We start from the raw sequence: 16,899 nt of genomic DNA, 5'->3' as shown, positions 1-16,899 counted from the left end.
AACGATACGTTAAGATTTAGTATCTTTTCAAACAATATAAAGAATCTTCTATGAAACATCTTTTCGCTTTTGTTTTAATCGCTTTATTACTAATTAGTTGTGATACAGTACCACAAATAGAACCAGCAAAAAAAGATAGAGCACTTATTAATTATGTAAATCCATTTATTGGTACTGGTGGTCATGGTCATACGTATCCTGGAGCCACAATGCCTTTCGGGATGATGCAATTGAGTCCAGATACAAGACTAGATGGTTGGGATGGGTGCTCTGGTTATCATTACAGTGATGACTACATTTATGGGTTTTCTCATACCCATTTAAGCGGCACAGGAGTCAGCGATTATGGTGATATTTTATTAATGCCAACAAATCTTATAAATTTCAACAATGGAAGCGATGGAAAACCAGGTTATCGCGCTCATTTTTCGCATGATAATGAAATTGCCGAACCTGGCTATTATAAAGTCCTTTTAGATTCTACAAACATTGAAGTGGAATTAACTGTTTCTAAACGAAGTGGCATCCATAAATACAAATTTCCTTCGTCCGACAATCAATATGTAGTTTTAGACCTAGAACATCGTGATGAATTATTAGATTATAAGATTCAAATGTTAAATGATTCAACACTAACCGGATTCAGACATTCAAAAGCTTGGGCAACCGATCAACGGTTATTTTATACTATTCAATTTTCAGAATCTATAAAAGACATTACTTATCTTGAACGTAATGCTCCAATTTCAAAAAACTATAAGTTTCTTAGTAAAAAAGCCGTCATTGAGTTTGATAACCCATCAAATGAACCTGTATATGTGAAAATTGGTATTAGTGCCGTTGATCAAGAAGGTGCGCTTAAAAACTTAAAGGAAGAAATTGGCAACAAAACCTTTGAAGACGTAAAAATCGAAGCACAAAACACTTGGGAAACACAATTAGAAAAGATTGTTATGGAATCTCAAAATGAGGATTATAAGACAAACTTTTATTCAGCATTATATCACACCATGATTGCTCCAAATTTGTACCAAGATGTCGATGGTCGATATCGCGGGATGGACTTAGAAATTCACCAAACTAATGATTTCGATTACTATACAGTCTTTTCACTTTGGGATACCTATCGTGCTGCACATCCGTTATACACCATTATCGAACAAGAGCGAACCAATGATTTTATCAATACTTTTTTAGCCAAACACAATGAAGGTGGTATTATGCCTATTTGGGATTTAAGTGCAAATTATACTGGTTGTATGATTGGTTATCATGCAGTTCCAGTTATTGCTGATGCGTATTTAAAAGGCATTAATGATTATGATGCTGAAAAAGCATTTGAAGCGATGAAACATTCGGCAACTCGAGATCAACTCGGACTTAAATCTTATAAAACATTTGGCTTCATTCCAGTTGAAGAAGAAAGCGAATCAGTTTCAAAAACCTTAGAGTATTCCTACGACGATTGGACCATTGCGCAAATGGCAAAGTCTTTAGGTAAAAAAGATGATTATAAAACCTTCACCGAAAGAGCACAGTTTTTTAAGAACATTTATGATCCAGAAACGCAATTTATGAGAGGTCGTTTCAGAAATACTTGGTTTGCTCCTTTTGATCCATATGAAGTCAATTTTAATTATACTGAAGCCAATTCTTGGCAATATAGTTTTTACGTTCCTCAGGATATTTCAGGATTTATAAATCTTCTTGGCGGAAAAGACAAATTAGAAGCCCAATTGGATGAGTTATTTACTGCTGAAGCGGAAACCTCTGGACGAAACCAAGCTGATATCACTGGGCTTATCGGACAATATGCTCATGGCAACGAGCCAAGTCACCACATGGCTTACCTCTATAATTTTGTCAATAAACCACATAAAACACAAGAGAAGGTCTACCAAATACTAACAGAATTATATACCAACGAACCTGATGGTATTTCTGGAAATGAAGATTGCGGACAAATGAGCGCATGGTATGTGTTTTCTTCCATGGGATTTTACCCTGTAACGCCAGGAAGCAATCAATATATTATTGGTACGCCTCTATTTGACAAAGCAACCATTAATCTTGAAAGTGGAAAGACGTTTACAATTGCAGCCTATGATCTAAATGCAACTAACAAATACATTGAATACGCATATCTCAATGGTGAGAAATTAGACAGAACTTATCTCAATCATGAAGACATTATAAATGGAGGTGTTTTAGAATTTCATATGACCGATAATCCTGCCATTTGGGGAAGTCGTGACGGACAAGAACCTAATACAGAAATCAATGAGCATGTTATTGTTCCAGCACCATTTATTGCCAAAGGAAATGTCGCATTTAAAGGTAATACTGAAGTCGTTTTAGATAATGTAGATATCGCTGCTACTATTTTTTATAGCCTTGATGGGTCTGAATTTAAAACTTATGAAAATCCGATACACATTTCTGAACCAACACTACTTAAAGTATATTCAGAAAAAAACGAAATCAAAAGCGCTACGATTGAAACCAAATTTTATAAGATAGATCCAAACCTCTCTATAAAACTAGAAACTGAATATGCTAATCAATACAATGCTGGAGGAAATGATGCACTTATAGATGGTATTTTCGGAACACAAGATTTTAGAACAGGTACTTGGCAAGGCTATTGGAATGAAGATGTTATTGCAACAGTAGATTTGGGTAGCTTGAAGACAGTAAATACGGTCATGACTAATTTTTTACAAGATCAAGGATCATGGATTTTCTATCCCACAGAAATTGAATGTTTAGGCTCTAAAGACGGTTTTAATTTTGTTCCAATAGATCAAAAAATTAGTATTGAGGCTACAATTCCTTTTGAAGACAGTGAAATCAAAAAAGTGCATTTCAAAGAAGCATCTAAAGAATTTAGATTTATAAAAATCATTGCAAAAAAATTAGGCGAACTTCCAGAATGGCACTTAGGCTATCCTCATGATGGCAGAAGTTGGATCTTCGTAGATGAAATTACAATTAAATAATTAAATCCTATTTTAATATAAAAACAAACTCATGACAAACCAAAACAACAAATCAGCTTTAACCACACTAGTTACAGTGTTTTTTTTCTGGGGATTTATTGCAGCTTCAAATGGTGTATTTATTCCATTTTGTAAAACCTATTTTAATATAGATCAATTTCAATCGCAATTGGTTGATTTTGCTTTTTATGGTGCCTATTACATTGGAGCGCTTTTACTATTCATAATGTCAAGTGCCATTAAAAAAGACATCCTTAATAATTGGGGATATAAAGCTGGTATTGTTTACGGCTTATTGTTATCTGCCGTTGGTGCATTCATTATGTATCCAGCCACATCAGGTGCTGAACAAGGCCAAACTAGTGTTTTCTACTTTGTGCTTATCGCATTATTTATTGTTGGATTAGGGTTTTCATTGCAACAAACTGCAGCAAATCCTTTTGCTATTGCTCTTGGTGATCCAAAAACTGGCTCTCATCGTTTAAATTTAGCAGGTGGTATTAATTCTTTCGGAACTACAATAGGACCAATTGTCGTAAGCTTTGTAATTTTTGGCTCTGCCACTTGGAGTACAGATGAATTAGCTCAAATGATATCGAATAACGAAATCACGCTAGTAACAGTACAAACCTTATATCTTGGTGTTGGTGCTTTGTTTTTGGTTGCTGCAGCATTGTTCTACTTTTCAAAAAAATTGCCAGCTTTAAAATCGGAAACTGCATTTGAACCAGCAAATAAAGCTCGTAATTTATTAATTGTATTGACCTTAGTAGTTGTAGGTTGTTTCGGATATATCTTTAAAACGTATTCTGGAAATGCAATTACAACTGAAGATATTGAACAAACACGTCTAATTATCCTCTTTATTGCACTATTTGCTGTTATTGCATCTGTGTTTATAGCAAACTCTATGGCATCTAAACAACCTATAGGTTGGGGAGCGATGAAATACCCTCAATTAGTTTTAGGAATGCTAGCTATCTTTACTTATGTAGGTGTTGAAGTTACAATTGGAAGTAATCTTGGAGAATTATTAAAGCAAGGTGTTGGAAACTCCAACTTAAATGCTCTAGGTCTGCCCATTTTAAATGATTCTGAAATTGGCAAATACATATCACTGTATTGGGGCGGATTAATGATAGGTCGTTGGGTTGGTGCTATTACTGTATTTAATCCTACTAAAGGGTTAAAGAAGGCATTATTGATTATAGTTCCTTACATAGCCTTTGGTGTGATTCTATTGGTAAATTCATACAATAGTACGTTTACAACTAATGAAATATTATTTTTTGCAGTTTGTATTGCTGTTCAAATTTTTGGATTCTTCTTAGCTAAAGATAGCCCAGTTAAAACCTTAAAAATATTTAGTCTATTAGGAATGATTGGAATGTTAATAGGTCTATTTTCATCAGGAAACCTTGCCTTATTTGCTTTTTTATCGGGTGGGTTATTCTGCTCAATTATGTGGCCATGTATTTTTACATTAAGTATTGCTGGATTGGGAAAATACACCTCTCAAGGTTCTGCCTTTTTAATTATGATGATATTAGGAGGCGCAATTATTCCTCCAGTTCAAGGAAAATTAGCTGATGTTTTTAATATCCAATCATCGTACTGGATAGCGGTTGCTTGTTTTGGTTATTTATTGTTTTATGCGTATCGAACCAAAGCTGTTTTAGATAAACAGGATGTGACCTACTAATTGTTAAAAATTAAAACATGAAACGTAGAAATTTTTTAAAAAAAGCATCCTTAACAGGAGTTGGAATTGCAGTGAGCAGCACTACAACTATTGGTTGCGCTGAAACACCTTCCGAAGAAAAAAAATCAGTTGCTATGGCATCTTCAACTAAAGCGACTTTGCCATTAGTAATCGCAACATGGCATGTGATGGATGCAACTGCAAAAGCTATGGAAGTTTTGCAAGCAGGTGGAAATGCACTGGATGCCGTAGAACAAGGTTGTAGAGTTGAAGAAGCTAATGAAAAAGGACAATCAGTTGGTAAGGGTGGCTTACCAGATCGTGATGGAAATGTCACCCTTGATGCTTGTATTATGGACAAACATGGCAATTGTGGTTCTGTAGTGTATTTACAAAATATTACTCATGCTGTTTCCGTAGCAAGAAAAGTAATGGAAGACACGCCTCATGTTATGCTTGCTGGTGAAGGCGCCAAACAATTTGCTGTTTCCAAAGGTTTTGAAGCAGAAAATTTGTTAACAGAAGCCTCTAAAAAAGCTTGGGAAAAATGGAAAGTAGAAGCAAAATATAAACCTATCATCAATATCGAAAATCATGATACGATTGGTATGTTAGCTATCGATAAAAATGGTGATATTTCTGGAGCTTGTACTACAAGTGGTTTAGCCTATAAAATGGGTGGACGTGTTGGAGATTCTCCAATCATAGGCTCAGGTTTATTTGTCGATAATGAAATTGGCGCATGTGTTGCCACAGGTTTAGGGGAAGAAGTCGTAAAAACGGTTGGAAGTTTTTTAGTCGTGGAATTAATGCGTCAAGGTAAAACACCTCAAGAAGCCTGTGAAGAAGCTGTTGGGAGAATTGTAAACAAACCCAATAGTGATTATAAAAACTTTCAAGTTGGTTATATAGCTGTAAATAAAAAGGGAGAAACGGGAAGTTATGCCATTCACCAATGGTTTAGTATGACCAAATTTCAAGACGGAATTAATGAGCAAATACAATCTGATTATTTTAATAAAGCCTAAAATGAGTATCTTGTAAAAAGATAATGATATCAATAGCCTCTTGAAAACCATTCTTCAAACATTTTTAATACTAATCTCATTCATATGTTTCTCTCAGAATAATTCTGAAGTTGATAGTTTATTATCAGTAATTAAATCGACTAAGAATGATTCAATAAAAATGCTGACATACAATAATTTGCGAAGAGCTACTTATTATTCTGATCCAAATAGTTCAAAATCTTACACGAAAAAGTTTCTAGAAACAGCTATAAGAGTGCAAGACTCGTTCAATATTTCACTCGGTAATTTTTATCTAGGGAACGCCAATGTGGTTTCCAGTAATTTTGAAGTCGCCTTAACACATTATTTGGCCTCTGCAAATTATTTTGAAAAAGTCAAAGATTCTGCCAGACTCAGTTCTGTTTTTAATGGAATTGGTGCTGCCTACGAAAACAGCGGTAATGACTCACTTTCTTTGAACTATTTTATCAAGTCCCAACAAATTAGTTATTCAATTGGTGATTTAAGACGAAGCGCTATTGCCTTAACCAATATTGGTAACATCTACAAATATCGTGGCGATCTTGAAAATGCAAAATCATACATGGAACAAGCTGTAGTTCAAATTAAGACAACGAATCGATTGCAATATATACATTCTTTAACCTTGAATCTTGCCAATATCTACGTAGAATTGAAAGATTATGATGACGCGACACCTTTGTTTGAAGAGGTTTTAACAACCGTCGACACCATTAATGATGTTTATATTTATGGAGCATCTCTAAGAGGACTCGGTAATGTTGCATTGGAAAGAAAAGACTATTCCGATGGTTTGAGAAAAATTAAGAAGGCTTATAAAAAATTGAAATCTTCAGGCTTTTTTGACGAAGCCTTGGCAACCATGCCTGATCTAATACTAGCATACGAGTTAAATGGTCAATACAAAAATGGATTGATGGTGGCAAACCAATACCAGAAACTAACGGATTCTATATTTTCGAATGAAAAAGATAAAAATCTTACTGAAGCGCTTCAGAAATATGAAGCTGAAAAAAAAGATACAGAACTTAAGCTTTTAAAGGTTGAAACCGAAAAAAAAGAACAACAAAACAGGTTATATTTCATTTTAGCCATAGCTGGACTTTTTATTGCTAGTTTATTGGGTTATTTCAGTTTCAAAAACAGGCAAAAAAATAAAACATTAGCAAATCAGAAAAAACTTTTAGAAAACACTTTAGATGAAAAAAACACGTTATTAAAGGAGGTTCATCATCGTGTCAAAAATAGTTTCCAAATAGTTTCCAGTTTATTATATCTTCAATCTGAAAACATGGAGGGTAAAGAAGCCAAAATAGCGATTAAGGAAGCAGAGAATAGAGTGAGATCAATGGTTTTGGTACATCAAAAGCTTTATAGTAAAGATGAATTGGTTGGGATAAACACAAAAGAATACATTAGTGATTTAGTTAAAGACATTGTTGAAAGTCATCAATTTAATTCAAACTTAATGGACTTCAGTTTAAATATCGAATCTCATGTTTTAGATATTGAAACCATTACGCCTTTAGGACTAATTTTAAATGAACTTATAATTAATACTCTAAAACACGCATTTTCAGCATCCATGACAAACCCCAAAATTGACATTAGTTTTATACAAATTGATGATGCCATGGTTTTGATGGTTTCGGATAATGGTAAAGGTTTTGAAGGAAAAATTAAGCAAACATCTTTCGGTATTTCGTTGTTGAAAGCCTTATCAAAAACTTTGAAAGCCAACTTAGAATACAGCTCTATAATAAACAAAGGGACATCAGCAGTTCTAACAATAAAAAAATTTAAAATATTAACTTAAGCGATTCACTAAAAAAAAACACTCAATCACTAAAAAACTAATTTGTTTCAGAATGTTTAAAAGTATTTTAAAAAAAATAGAATTTAAAATTGAACACGCTTAACATCTATATCGTTGAAGACGAACCTTTAATAGTTTCTACCATTGAAACAGCTCTATTAAAACAAGGCTATAAAGTTGTGGGTGATGCTGAAGATGTAGTTACTGCAATTAAAGAGATTAGAACCTTACAACCTGATTTAATTTTAATTGATATACAATTAGAAGGTAATCAAGATGGCATTGATTTAGCATTAGAGCTAGACAGAAGCCAATTACCTTATATATTTCTTACTTCACAAACAGATCCTGAAACTGTAGAAAGAGTAAAACAAACACATCCTTTAGGCTACATTGTTAAACCTTTTACAGAAGCTGGACTACAAAGCAACATCGAATTAGCATGGCATAATCATGAATCTAAGAATACTCGGTTTATTATTCTAAAATCTGATGGTCGACAGCACAAAATCAACGAAAATAGTATTCTTTATTTAAAGGCATTTGACAACTATTGTTATGTTTATACTGCTTCCAAAACTTATCTAGTTCCACATACCTTAAAACATATGTCTGAACAACTCCATAAAGATATTTTCATCAAGACCCACCGTTCTTATTGGGTAAATCTAAACCATATAGATTCTGTTGGTATAAATGAACTCGTATTAAAAACAGAACCAATTCCAATTAGTGCATCTCATAAAAGTCTAGTTATGAGCAAATTAAAAAGCAAATAATTAAGATAATCTGTATTCGCTAAAAATATCCAAGTATTCACTAAAAATATACTCTTAAAACATTGATTCTAAATTAGTTTTATAACAGCTATTAATTATAATGCTAATTTCCTCATATCCCTACAACATTATTTAGAGGTTATTAGCTTTTCTCAAAACATAAGTTATGAAAACTAAGTCAATTATTATAGGTTTTTTAGCCATGGTATTCTACTATGGTGTATTTGCTCAAGTTGGTATTGGTACAACGAATCCAGATGGTTCTTCTGTTTTGGATATCACCTCTTCTGATAAAGGTATTTTAATTCCAAGAATGAGTGCTATTGAACGCATGGCAATTACCACACCAGCTGATGGATTAATAATTTATCAAACAGATGATGTAAAGGGGTTTTATTATTATGATTTAACTCTTGGAACCTGGGATAGAGTTCTAAAACAAACCAAAGATGCCATACCAATAGGTTCTATATTTACATTTCCGATGGCTACAATTCCTACAGGATATTTGGTTTGCGATGGAAGTGCCGTAAGCAGATCAAATTATGCTGATTTGTTTGCGATTCTGGGCACTACTTATGGAGCTGGAGATGGCAGTACAACTTTTAATTTACCAGACTACAGAGGCCAATTTTTAAGAGGAAATGATAATGGATCTGGAAATGATCCTGACGCTGGAGCAAGACTAGATCGAGGAGATGGCACTACTGGAGATGCCGTTGGTACCAATCAAAATACTGCCATGTTTAGTCATTTACATGAGATAGATCCACCCAACACTAACACATTATCTAATGGGAATCATTCACATAGCGTTGGTACTCTAAATGGAAACACAGCGTTTTCTGGTAATCATTCTCATCATATAAGTGGCACGACAGGAAACACGAATTCTTCTGGAAGTCATTCACATATAATTAGAGGTACAGAAGCTAATATAAATTATAGTACAAATCCATTTGGTGGTGGTGGAAATCATTTTGTGGTAGATGACAATGGTACGGCTGGTCCTGATTCAATCAATACTCTAACATCGCCTAATCACACTCATAGTGTAAATATTCCTTCAAACAATACCAATTCAAATGGAAACCATAACCACTCCGTTACTATTAATGGGTTTAATACTAATAACTCTGGTTCACATTATCACTCAGTTGATGTACCAGTATTTGATTCACAACTCTCAGGATCGTCATTAGAGAACAGACCGATTAATATTTCGGTCATTTATTGTATAAAATATTAAAGAGAATTAATAATTGAAAATGCTATTCAGTTATGTTTTTGAGAAAAAAAGTCGTTTGTAGGGAACGGCTTTTTTTATTAAAACCATTTGATGGTAGCTTTCACTAATTTCTCTTTAAACTTAGTATAAGGCGGAAACAATAAATGTAAAGGTCCGACGGTATGTTTCTTTAAAACAGATCGTGCATTAGAAAATTCTTGAAAACCAAAAAAACCATGTGCTTTTCCAATTCCACTATTATTTGAACCTCCAAATGGCAAATTATGGTTAGAGTATTGTAATGCATTACTATTTACACACGTACTTCCAGCTCTAGTACTATTAATTATAGTTTTTATGAATTTTTTATTGTTGGCATAAACATATAACGCTAGTGGCTTTTCTTTCGAATTTATATAGTCTAACACCTCATCTATAGAAGTATATGTTTTAATAGGAAGAATTGGCCCGAAAATTTCTTCCTTCATTAATAGAGCATCTTCCGATACATTTGATATTAATGTAGGTGCAATATAATTGGAGACCTCATCATAATCGCCTCCTAATTCAATATTCGCATTATTAGTTTTCGCATTTTCTATATAAGATACTAAGCGTTTAAAATGCTTTCCATTCACAATACGACTGAAAGATTCTGAAGTCATTGGGTTTTCAGAATAGTATTCTAAAGTCTTAGTCTTAAAGGCTTCTACAAATTCACTTTTAATTGATTCATGAATTAACACATAGTCTGGCGCAATACAGGTTTGACCATTATTTAGAAATTTTCCCCAAACCAAATTCTGTATTGCTGCTTTAATGTTTGTTGATTCATGAATAATGGTAGGTGACTTTCCTCCTAACTCTAATGTAACAGAGGTTAAATGTTTAGCTGCTGCTTGCATCACTATTTTACCAACAGCAGGAGAACCAGTAAAAAAGATATGATTAAATGGCAATTTTAAAAGTTCTTGTGACACCTCAACGTCACCTTCAATAAGCGCAACTTCATTGTTGTTAAATAGCTCATTAACAATCTTCGCCATTACAGCCGAAGTATTAGTCGTCATTTCAGATGGTTTTAAAATCACTGTATTTCCAGCAGCAATTGCAGACACTAATGGGCCGAACGTTAAATTAATTGGATAGTTCCAAGGCGATATGATTAAACATACTCCTTTTGGTTCATACTTAATATATGAAGATGTACCTAATAAGGTAATTGGTGTTTCAACACTCTGATTCTTTAACCAGGATTTTAAATTAGAAATGGCATATTTAATTTCCTTTACTACAATATATATTTCTGTAAGATCTGTTTCGAGCTTAGGTTTCTTAAAATCTTTATAGATAGCTTCAATTAATTCATATCGATAAGTCTTTTCGAGTGCTAATTTTAAAGCTTTGAGTTTTTTAATGCGCTCTTTATAACTTGTCTGACCAATATGATATTGATTTGCTTTTTGAGCATTGAAGAGTGTTTCGTAGGTATTATTGGAGTCGTTCATTCTTTGTTTTAATGAAAGCAGAAAGATACGAAAAAACAATCCTTCAATATTTCCGATGAGATCAAAAAAACTATCGATAAACGGCAAACCATGAAGTAAAAAGGTCTGAAAAGCTTGTAAACACTGGGTTTTATAAATTAAATGTCAATTTTATCGCTGAAATGCAGCTTAAAAAACCTCTTATCTATAAAAAATAACACTTCATCCAACAACGTATTTACTGGGATACAAGCTGTATTTGTGTATTTCATCGATGTTTTTAACCAGCGCCTTCATCTTATCTAAAAATCAGCTGCTTTTGTCCAAAATATTCACCATCAGCTTTAATGTTGTGTTTCTTTGAACTGAGTTTAATAACAAGCCCCAAGCAATTATGAAAACAGTTTTAACAATATTAGCGATTACATTATTACCTTTCTTATCTATTGGACAAGAAGCTAATACAGACATTAATAACAATAATACTATTGAGACTGTAATTGAAAAGAACACTGAAACTCAAGTAATCAAAAACGAAACAACTGCAGCTTCTGCAATTAAAGCTCAGGTTATTAAAATTAACCGTAAGAAGAGTACTGATATTATTAGCATTAAAGCTTACAGAAAAAGTTTACACATTAAAGTAAAGGAAGTAAGAGTTTGCTAAACAGCAATAAAAAATAAAAAAACCCGAAACAATGTTTCGGGTTTTTTTATGTCTAATCTAAACACTAGGCAAAATTCAACTCACCTCTTGCTTCCTGCTCTTTAAATTTCTTAACTAAATCTAGTGCATCAGGAATCACGTCACTACATAATATAATTAATGATCCTTTTACCGCATTTTTAACAGCATATGTAATCGCTTCCTTTTCTGAAGGTATAATCGTTGTCTTTTTATTAGGATCTTTCATTTTAATTCCGTCATTCAACATCTTAATAAGTTCCTCTTCAGTTTTTCCGCGTAAGCGTTTATCTTGTCGAATAATTATTTCGTCAAACATTTCTGCAGCAATAGCTCCCATTTCATTGTTATCTTCTACTCGTCTATCACCAATACCAGCAATTATTCCAACTTTAACAGTTGCTTCTAATTCATCTGTGAAATTTTTCAATGCTCGCATGCCTGCTGCATTATGTGCATAATCTAATAAAATAGAAAAGTTTTCAAATTTGAAAAGGTTTAATCGTCCAGGCGTTTGAGAAGCTGAAGGAATAAAAGTTTCTAATCCAGCTTTCATATCTTCTATACTTATACCCTGAACATGAACCGCTAAAATAGCAGCTAATACATTCTGAATCATAAACTTTGCTTTTCCACCATAGGTCAACGGTATCTGATCTGCTCTCATGATGCGCATTTTCCATTCACCTCTACAAATCGTTACATATCCATTTTCATAAACAGCAGTAATTCCATTAAGTCGTTGCATAGCCTTAATCCTAGGATTATTCTCGTCCATTGAAAATAAAGCCACGTTACAGTTAACTGTTCTACGCATGTCATACACCAAATCATCATCTGCATTAAGAATTGCATAACCTTCAGGTAAAACGGTTTCTGGAATCACACCTTTTACCTTAGCTAATTGCTCAATGGTATGAATACCTTTTAATCCTAAATGGTCTGCAGCAACGTTAGTTACAATTCCGACATCACATTTTTTAAACCCTAAACCCGCTCTAAGTAATCCACCTCTAGCACATTCTAAAACTGCAAAATTGACGGTTGGGTCTTTAAGTACAAATTCAGCACTAGCTGGACCAGTACAATCGCCTGTCATTAATAATCTATTTTGTATATAAACACCATCACTCGTAGTATAACCTACTCTGTGACCATTCATTTTTGCAATATGAGCAATTAAACGTGAGGTTGTTGTTTTTCCATTTGTACCAGTAATTGCAATAATAGGAATGCGACCTGTATCGCCTTTTTGTGGAAATAATTTATCGATTACTGGAGCAGCCACATTTCTTGGCAACCCTGAAGTTGGTGCTAAATGCATTCTAAATCCAGGACCAGCATTAACTTCTAAAACAGCGCCTCCTGTTTCACTTAGAGGCTTTGTAATATCGGTTGTCATGATATCTATACCGCAAATATCTAAATCAATAATTTTTGAAATTCGTTCTGCCATCGAGACATTTGCTGGATGTATAATATCGGTAATATCTTCTGCAGTTCCACCTGTACTAAGATTAGCAGTATCTTTTAAAATAAGTCGTTCGCCTTCTGGTAAAACAGAATCTAAAGTATATCCTGCATCTTTAATAATTGTTTTTGTTAAGTCGTTTACGGTGATTTGAGTTAGCACATTTTCATGTCCATAGCCACGTCTAGAATCAGAATTTACGATATCAATTAACTCTTGTACTGTTGATTTACCATCACCAATAACATGTGCAGGTGTTCGTATTGCACCAGCAACCAATTTATTATTAATCACTAATAATCTATAGTCGTCTCCTATTATAAATTTCTCAACGATAATTGCACCACTTTTTGAACTTTCTTTTGCATGATGAAATGCTTGAAGCGCATCTTCATAATTTTGAATATCGACTGTAATTCCTCTACCATGATTGCCATCAATTGGTTTTATAACCAGTGGATAACCTACATAACGGCAAGCATCTTCTAAACTGCGTTCACGACGAATAATATCACCTCTAGGCACTTCAACTTCTGCTTGTTCTAATAAAAATTTAGTGTCTTCTTTATCACAAGCTAACTCCACACCAATACTACTTGTTTCGCTAGTAACAGTAGCTTGAATTCGCTTTTGATTGGCTCCATAACCTAATTGACAAAGGGAGTACTTATTTAATCGGATCCAAGGAATTCCACGTGCTTCAGCTTCTTCCACTATAGAACCTGTACTTGGTCCTAAACGGTCAGCTTCTCGAAGCTCTCGCATTTTTTGAATATCCTCAGTTAAATCATAATCTTCACCACTAATTAAGGCTTCACATATATTAACTGAAGCTTTTGCTGCATAGCGCCCAACTGATTCTTCCATATAGGCAAACACCACATTATAAACCCCTTCTTCACCATAACCTCTAGTTCTTCCAAAGCCAACGTCCATTCCGGCAAGGGTTTGAATTTCGAGAGCTATATGCTCAATAATGTGTCCCATCCAAGTTCCTTCTTCAACCCGTTGAAAAAAACCACCAGGTTCTCCAACAGAACAACGATGTTCAAACATACTTGGAAACATTGCTTTCAATCGATCATAAAAACCATCAATCTTGTTTGAAGGCAATTCCTCCATCTCTTCAAGATCAAGAACCATTACTATTAATTTATGACGTCTTACAGACCAATAATTTGGCCCTCTCATGGCATTTATCTCGCGTATGTTCATGTGTTTTTATTTTTCAGTTAGTTAATGTGAAAGATTATAAATATAACATTTTTCAATAGAAAATTTAGTTTATTTTTGGCCTATATTTAAACTAGAGAAAGATTTATATGCTGAAGAATAAAGGAACACTAATCCCTATTGGTGGAAATGAAGACAAGGGAATAGAAGATAATGAACAATATACTTTAGAGTTTATTGATGAAGGTATTCTGTATCATGTGGTTAGAGAAGCAGGAGGAACAGATGCTAAAATTGTTGTTATCCCAACAGCATCAAGTATACCTGTGGAAGTTGGAAAAAATTACTTAGAAGCCTTCTCAACTTTAGGCTGTAAAAATGTGAGTGTTTTAGATATTAGAAGCAAAAAAGATTCGGAACAACAAGAGGCTATAGATTTAATAAAGTCTGCAAATTGTCTTATGTTTTCAGGAGGTGACCAATCTAAAATTACAGATAAAATTGGTGGCACAGAAATTCATGAGATTATAAAGTACCGTTACAAAAATGAAAAAGGTTTTGTTGTTGCTGGAACAAGTGCAGGTGCTATGATGATGTCTCAAGAAATGATTGCTGGTGGAAGCGCTACAGAATCATTTATTAAAGGTGCAGTAAACATGTACAATGGCTTAAGCTTAATTCCTGGTTTAATAATCGATACGCATTTTATAAAACGTGGTCGTTTTGGGAGAATTTCCGAAGCTGTAGCTCAATTTCCTGAATTAATTGGTATTGGACTGGCAGAAGACACTGGTATGATTATTAAAAATAACACGTGTAGAGTTATTGGCTCTGGAATGGTTATTATTTTTGATGGAAGACGTATAAAACACAACAACCATAAAATACTTAAACAAGGCACTCCGATGTCATTGACAAATATGCGCACACATATTTTATCAAATGGAGATCGCTTCCACATCGATAAGAAAAAAGTTAAAGTGCTCGCTATTGAAGCACCTTTCATCTAATTTTTTTGATAATTATTTCAATTACTCGTAGATTCGAAGCTTATGAAAACTAGATTTTTTATAGGACTACTTTTTATCTTGCTTCAAGTGGGATCGATGGTTTACGCTCGTTTTATTCCAGAACGTTTTTTTTGTTGGGCACCTTATGATACGCATGTGAATTTTGAGGTTTTTGTAACTATAGATGGAAAAACACTCACTCCAAAAGCTACAGAAGCACGTTACAGATACAAAATGAAGGGTTGGGAACAACGATCAATTGATAATATTTTCTTATTGATTTCACGATACGAAAGCACTTTTGGTAAAGCTGATAATGCACAAGTACTTATGGTTTATTCTATAAATGGTCATGAAGAAAAAGAGTGGAGGTTTAAACATGAATAATACAACAGCATTCTTATTAAGACCCTTTCAGTTTGAAGGCACAAAGCTGCATCCAAACGTATTATTAATGTGCAAATTATTGGTCATATTGATGACAGCACATCACATCATTACTGATATAGAAGACCCTTTTGTTCCTTTTATTGCTGCATTAGATGGGTTTAATGACTATCCATATGTTTTTAAATATACTTTAAGAACACTTTATGTTCTAAGTGCCTTTGCTTTAATTTTTAATATTAAAGTCCGTACTGCTAGTATTACAATAGGCTTGGTAGTCATCTTAAACATGCTAGGATCATTACCTTTATTTGCTAATCACACCTTTATTTGCGGTTGTGCCCTTTTTTTGGCTGGATTGACAAATGATAAAGAACCTCCTTATCTATTAATATTACAATTAAGCTTAGTCTATTTTGGCGCATCAATAAATAAATTTTTAGAACCCGATTGGTGGTCAGGTGCCTTTATGGATACCTGGTTAGGAACTGCAAGACATAATGCCGTGTATTTGTATGTTTCTGAGTTATTACCTGAGTTGCTTTTAGCAAAACTATTGTCTTATATCGCCATGTTTACTGAATTTGCCATAGCTGTATTAATTTTATTTAAAAGGACAAGACACTTAACACTTTGGTTTATTATTATTTTTCACACCTCTTTGTTTACGCTTACTGCTTTTAGGTTTGGTCATTTTTTAGAATCGTTAGCACTGGTATTATTAGCCTTTTTAAGTATTCCGAAAGCGCAATTGATCGTGAATTACAAATCACAATCGTTAGAGACTTTAAAACGATTCTTTAAATTTTTAGATCGAGATCAGAAACAAGTCTGGTCGCCTTTATCTTCTGAAAACTCACGGTGGTTAAGCCTCAAAACAACGAACAAAACACTTTATAATCATGATGCTTTAAAGGACATTTTATTATATACGCCTAACTTTTTCGTTCTATTGCTGTTTATAGATATGGCTATATATATTTTACTCTATAATCACAGAACCGCCTTATTTGTTTTGAATGTGATTTTCGTCTGGAGTGTTATTTTATATTTTTTGCCATTTAATTGGTTTAGAAAAAAAAGTGATCAATAGAGATTTCTGTTACTTAA

General features: G+C 33.6%; 12 protein-coding genes. 10 read left to right on the top strand and 2 right to left on the bottom strand.

Annotated elements, in window-relative coordinates:
- Positions 1-50: 50 nt before the first annotated feature.
- The 6 genes from VOI25_RS11615 to VOI25_RS11590 all read left to right on the top strand — a co-directional run bounded on the left by VOI25_RS11615 (position 51) and on the right by VOI25_RS11590 (position 9,597).
- Positions 51-2,999: a GH92 family glycosyl hydrolase gene (locus VOI25_RS11615; protein ID WP_323789247.1), complete on the top strand. Its 2,949-nt coding sequence runs from the start codon at positions 51-53 to the stop codon at positions 2,997-2,999.
- 31 nt (positions 3,000-3,030) lie between these two features.
- Positions 3,031-4,701: an MFS transporter gene (locus tag VOI25_RS11610; RefSeq protein ID WP_323789246.1), complete on the top strand. Its 1,671-nt coding sequence runs from the start codon at positions 3,031-3,033 to the stop codon at positions 4,699-4,701.
- Positions 4,702-4,718: 17 nt separating this feature from the next.
- Complete coding sequence (locus VOI25_RS11605; RefSeq protein ID WP_323789245.1) at positions 4,719-5,729, top strand: N(4)-(beta-N-acetylglucosaminyl)-L-asparaginase; 1,011 nt, start codon at positions 4,719-4,721, stop codon at positions 5,727-5,729.
- A gap of 160 nt (positions 5,730-5,889) precedes the next feature.
- A complete protein-coding gene (locus tag VOI25_RS11600; protein ID WP_323789244.1) occupies positions 5,890-7,569 on the top strand; it encodes a sensor histidine kinase in 1,680 nt (559 codons plus the stop codon).
- 89 nt (positions 7,570-7,658) lie between these two features.
- Entirely contained in the window at positions 7,659-8,348 is a 690-nt protein-coding gene (locus VOI25_RS11595; protein ID WP_323789243.1) for a LytR/AlgR family response regulator transcription factor, read from the top strand.
- Positions 8,349-8,514: 166 nt separating this feature from the next.
- On the top strand, positions 8,515-9,597 hold the full coding sequence (locus tag VOI25_RS11590) for a phage tail protein (RefSeq protein WP_323789242.1): 1,083 nt from the start codon (positions 8,515-8,517) through the stop codon (positions 9,595-9,597).
- A 77-nt stretch (positions 9,598-9,674) separates the two neighbouring features.
- On the opposite strand, the gene VOI25_RS11585 is transcribed toward VOI25_RS11590, so the two are convergent.
- Positions 9,675-11,084 carry an aldehyde dehydrogenase family protein gene (locus VOI25_RS11585; RefSeq protein ID WP_323789241.1) on the bottom strand — a complete coding sequence of 470 codons (1,410 nt, stop codon included), beginning with the start codon at positions 11,082-11,084 and terminating at the stop codon, positions 9,675-9,677.
- Positions 11,085-11,457: 373 nt separating this feature from the next.
- Here VOI25_RS11585 and VOI25_RS11580 point away from each other — a divergent pair, with 373 nt between their 5' ends.
- The gene (locus VOI25_RS11580) at positions 11,458-11,730 is read left to right on the top strand and encodes a hypothetical protein (protein ID WP_323789240.1); all 273 of its coding nucleotides are present in this window, start codon (positions 11,458-11,460) and stop codon (positions 11,728-11,730) included.
- A 64-nt stretch (positions 11,731-11,794) separates the two neighbouring features.
- On the opposite strand, the gene cphA is transcribed toward VOI25_RS11580, so the two are convergent.
- The gene (gene cphA, locus VOI25_RS11575) at positions 11,795-14,434 is read right to left on the bottom strand and encodes a cyanophycin synthetase (RefSeq protein ID WP_323789239.1); all 2,640 of its coding nucleotides are present in this window, start codon (positions 14,432-14,434) and stop codon (positions 11,795-11,797) included.
- Between the two features lie 107 nt (positions 14,435-14,541).
- Here cphA and VOI25_RS11570 point away from each other — a divergent pair, with 107 nt between their 5' ends.
- Genes VOI25_RS11570 through VOI25_RS11560 form a run of 3 tightly spaced genes read left to right on the top strand, consistent with a single transcriptional unit; the run spans position 14,542 to position 16,882 of the window.
- Positions 14,542-15,402 (top strand): cyanophycinase, encoded by an 861-nt coding sequence (locus VOI25_RS11570; RefSeq protein WP_323789238.1) that lies wholly within the window; start codon positions 14,542-14,544, stop codon positions 15,400-15,402.
- A gap of 42 nt (positions 15,403-15,444) precedes the next feature.
- Positions 15,445-15,789 carry a hypothetical protein gene (locus VOI25_RS11565; RefSeq protein ID WP_323789237.1) on the top strand — a complete coding sequence of 115 codons (345 nt, stop codon included), beginning with the start codon at positions 15,445-15,447 and terminating at the stop codon, positions 15,787-15,789.
- Positions 15,755-16,882: an HTTM domain-containing protein gene (locus tag VOI25_RS11560; protein WP_323789236.1), complete on the top strand. Its 1,128-nt coding sequence runs from the start codon at positions 15,755-15,757 to the stop codon at positions 16,880-16,882. Before VOI25_RS11565 ends, VOI25_RS11560 begins: the two co-directional genes overlap by 35 nt.
- Positions 16,883-16,899: the final 17 nt, after the last annotated feature.

Source organism: Psychroserpens sp. (genome assembly GCF_034670085.1).
Classification (GTDB): domain Bacteria; phylum Bacteroidota; class Bacteroidia; order Flavobacteriales; family Flavobacteriaceae; genus Psychroserpens.
This window is presented reverse-complemented; position numbering and strand designations above follow the sequence as displayed.

Coding starts and splice junctions, on each gene's coding strand:
- VOI25_RS11615 (WP_323789247.1), top strand. CDS start 51: ATGAAACATCTTTTCGCTTTTGTTTTAATCGCTTTATTACTAATTAGT.
- VOI25_RS11610 (WP_323789246.1), top strand. CDS start 3,031: ATGACAAACCAAAACAACAAATCAGCTTTAACCACACTAGTTACAGTG.
- VOI25_RS11605 (WP_323789245.1), top strand. CDS start 4,719: ATGAAACGTAGAAATTTTTTAAAAAAAGCATCCTTAACAGGAGTTGGA.
- VOI25_RS11600 (WP_323789244.1), top strand. CDS start 5,890: ATGCTGACATACAATAATTTGCGAAGAGCTACTTATTATTCTGATCCA.
- VOI25_RS11590 (WP_323789242.1), top strand. CDS start 8,515: ATGAAAACTAAGTCAATTATTATAGGTTTTTTAGCCATGGTATTCTAC.
- VOI25_RS11585 (WP_323789241.1), bottom strand. CDS start 11,084: ATGAACGACTCCAATAATACCTACGAAACACTCTTCAATGCTCAAAAA.
- VOI25_RS11580 (WP_323789240.1), top strand. CDS start 11,458: ATGAAAACAGTTTTAACAATATTAGCGATTACATTATTACCTTTCTTA.
- cphA (WP_323789239.1), bottom strand. CDS start 14,434: ATGAACATACGCGAGATAAATGCCATGAGAGGGCCAAATTATTGGTCT.
- VOI25_RS11570 (WP_323789238.1), top strand. CDS start 14,542: ATGCTGAAGAATAAAGGAACACTAATCCCTATTGGTGGAAATGAAGAC.
- VOI25_RS11565 (WP_323789237.1), top strand. CDS start 15,445: ATGAAAACTAGATTTTTTATAGGACTACTTTTTATCTTGCTTCAAGTG.
- VOI25_RS11560 (WP_323789236.1), top strand. CDS start 15,755: ATGAAGAAAAAGAGTGGAGGTTTAAACATGAATAATACAACAGCATTC.